The sequence below is a fragment of the Streptomyces boncukensis genome, assembly GCF_011045075.1.
Classification (GTDB): Bacteria; Actinomycetota; Actinomycetes; order Streptomycetales; family Streptomycetaceae; genus Streptomyces; species Streptomyces boncukensis.
This window is the reverse complement of the sequence record NZ_JAAKZZ010000816.1, coordinates 1-2,187: the sequence shown is the minus strand read 5'-3', so window position 1 is coordinate 2,187 and position 2,187 is coordinate 1. Positions and strand designations below refer to the sequence as shown.

1 protein-coding gene and 1 pseudogene are annotated in these 2,187 nt (G+C 72.7%); both read left to right on the top strand.

Going from position 1 to position 2,187, the window contains the following annotated elements:
- Positions 1–243: 243 nt before the first annotated feature.
- Positions 244–1,581, top strand: coding sequence for an NAD(P)/FAD-dependent oxidoreductase (locus tag G5C65_RS35935; RefSeq protein WP_165303246.1), 1,338 nt, complete (start codon positions 244–246; stop codon positions 1,579–1,581).
- Positions 1,582–1,808: 227 nt separating this feature from the next.
- Positions 1,809–2,187, top strand: a pseudogene (locus G5C65_RS35930) (ATP-binding SpoIIE family protein phosphatase); the annotation flags it as partial.

Here is a 2,187-nt window from a genome sequence, read left to right as displayed (position 1 = left end):
AGAGACAGGGCCCGCCCTGCAACCGTCTGACCTGCGATGATACCGGTCCGTCCGACATGCGGAGGGGCGCGGGTCGGAGACACTTCTAAGTCATACGAATACCCGGGCCTGTGGACAAACCCCACCCTGAGGGTGCGTCATGGATGAGTGACCAAGGCGACGAAAGAAACTGCCGCGGCGGCCGGGAAACCCGGAGCCCAGGCGCCGGCGCGCATTCTCGTTGTGGGCGGCGGGTACGTCGGGATGTATACCGCCCTGCGGCTGCAGAAGCGGCTGAAGCCGCAGCTCAAACTGGCCGCCGAGGGCCACGGCGGAGTGTGCGTCACGGTCCTCGACCCGGACCCGTACATGACGTACCAGCCCTTTCTCCCGGAGGCCGCCGCCGGATCGATCTCCCCGCGGCATGTCGTCGTCCCGCTGCGCCGGGTGCTCACCGGCTGCCAGATCCTCATCGGCGAGGCGCGCTCCTTCGACCACGAGCGGCGGGTCGCCCATGTCGCCACCCTGGCCACGGCCGAGGAGGAAGGCGAGGACGCCACCTTCGAGCTGCCCTACAGCGAGCTCGTCCTGGCCCCCGGCTCCGTCGCCCGCACCCTCCCCGTCCCCGGCCTCGCCGAGCACGGCATCGGCTTCAAGACCGTGGAGGAGGCCATCAGCCTGCGCAACCACGTGCTGGAGCAGCTCGACATCGCCTCCTCCACCCGCGACCCCGACGTCCGCGACGCGGCGCTCACCTTCGTCTTCGTCGGCGGCGGGTACGCCGGCGTCGAGGCGCTCGCCGAGCTGGAGGACATGGCGCGCTACGCCTGCCGCTACTACCACAACGTCCAAGCCGAGGACCTGCGCTTCCTCCTCGTCGAGGCCAGCGACCGGATCCTGCCCGAAGTCGGCGCGGAGATGGGCCGGTACGCGCTGCGCGAGCTGCGCGCCCGCAACATCGACGTGCGGATGGAGACTCGCCTCGACTCCTGTGAGCGCCGCGTCGCCGTCCTCAGCGACGGTTCCCGGCACCCCGCCCGCACCCTGGTGTGGACGGCGGGCGTGCGCCCGCATCCGGTCCTCGCCGCCTCCGGCCTCCCGCTCACCGAACGGGGCCGCCTGCGGTGCGCCGCCACGCTGCGCGTCGCCGGCGTCGACCACGCCTGGTCGGCGGGGGACGCGGCGGCCGTCCCCGACCTGACCGCCGATACGGACGACGCCGTCTGCGCGCCCAACGCACAGCACGCCCTGCGCCAGTCCCGCCGCCTCGCCGACAACCTCGCGGACAGCCTGGAAGGCGCCGACCCCGCCGAACTCACCCCCTACCGCCACGCGTACGCGGGCTCCGTCGCCTCGCTGGGACTGCACAAAGGGGTGGCGCATGTGTACGGCCGGAAGGTCAAGGGCTATCCGGCCTGGCTGATGCACCGCGTGTACCACCTCAGCCGCGTCCCCACGTTCAACCGCAAGGCACGCGTGCTGGCGGAGTGGATGCTCTCCGGGCTGTTCAAAAGGGAGATCGTCTCCCTCGGCTCACTGGAGCACCCGCGTGCCGAGTTCGAGTCGGCGGCGGGTGGCAGACGCGGCACCCGCCCGAGTTGACCATGCGGCGCAAAGCCGCCGTGGAGCTGGCGGGGAACTGCCCGCGGGACAGCGGCGTCTGACGAATGTCAGCGCAGTGGGCCACACTGGACGTGTGACCATGGGTGCGCCCGCATCTGCGAAGAGTGACCCCTCTCGTCCCCTTGGCGGCGGCGCGGGGCGGAGCACTCGGCGAGCGACCCGCAGCGATGACCCACAGAGCGAACAACACGAGGAATCGGACGACCGTGAACTTCACGCGCTGGAGCGCCCGACTGCCCGGCACACAGCGGCGTACCGCTGCCGCCCAGGCGGCGATAAGGGCGCGGCAGCCGTCGTCCGAAGCCTCCGCAGAGCCCGCGGACGGCCCGGACGCCCCCCGTGGCGCGCAAGGGCCGGGCCGTACGGACACCCCGGACGGCGACGGCTGTGACGACCGGGACGGCTCAGCCCAGGACGGCCCCGGCGGCCCGGACGGCGGGAACGCCCCGCACAGCGGCGTGCAGGCGCCGGAGGCGGCCCTGGTCCCCACGTCGCGCTCGCGGCCCGCGGAAGCGCCTTCCGCGCCGCCCGCCGACCCGCCCGCCGACCCGTCCTCCGATCCGCCTCCCGCGCCGCCTGCCGATC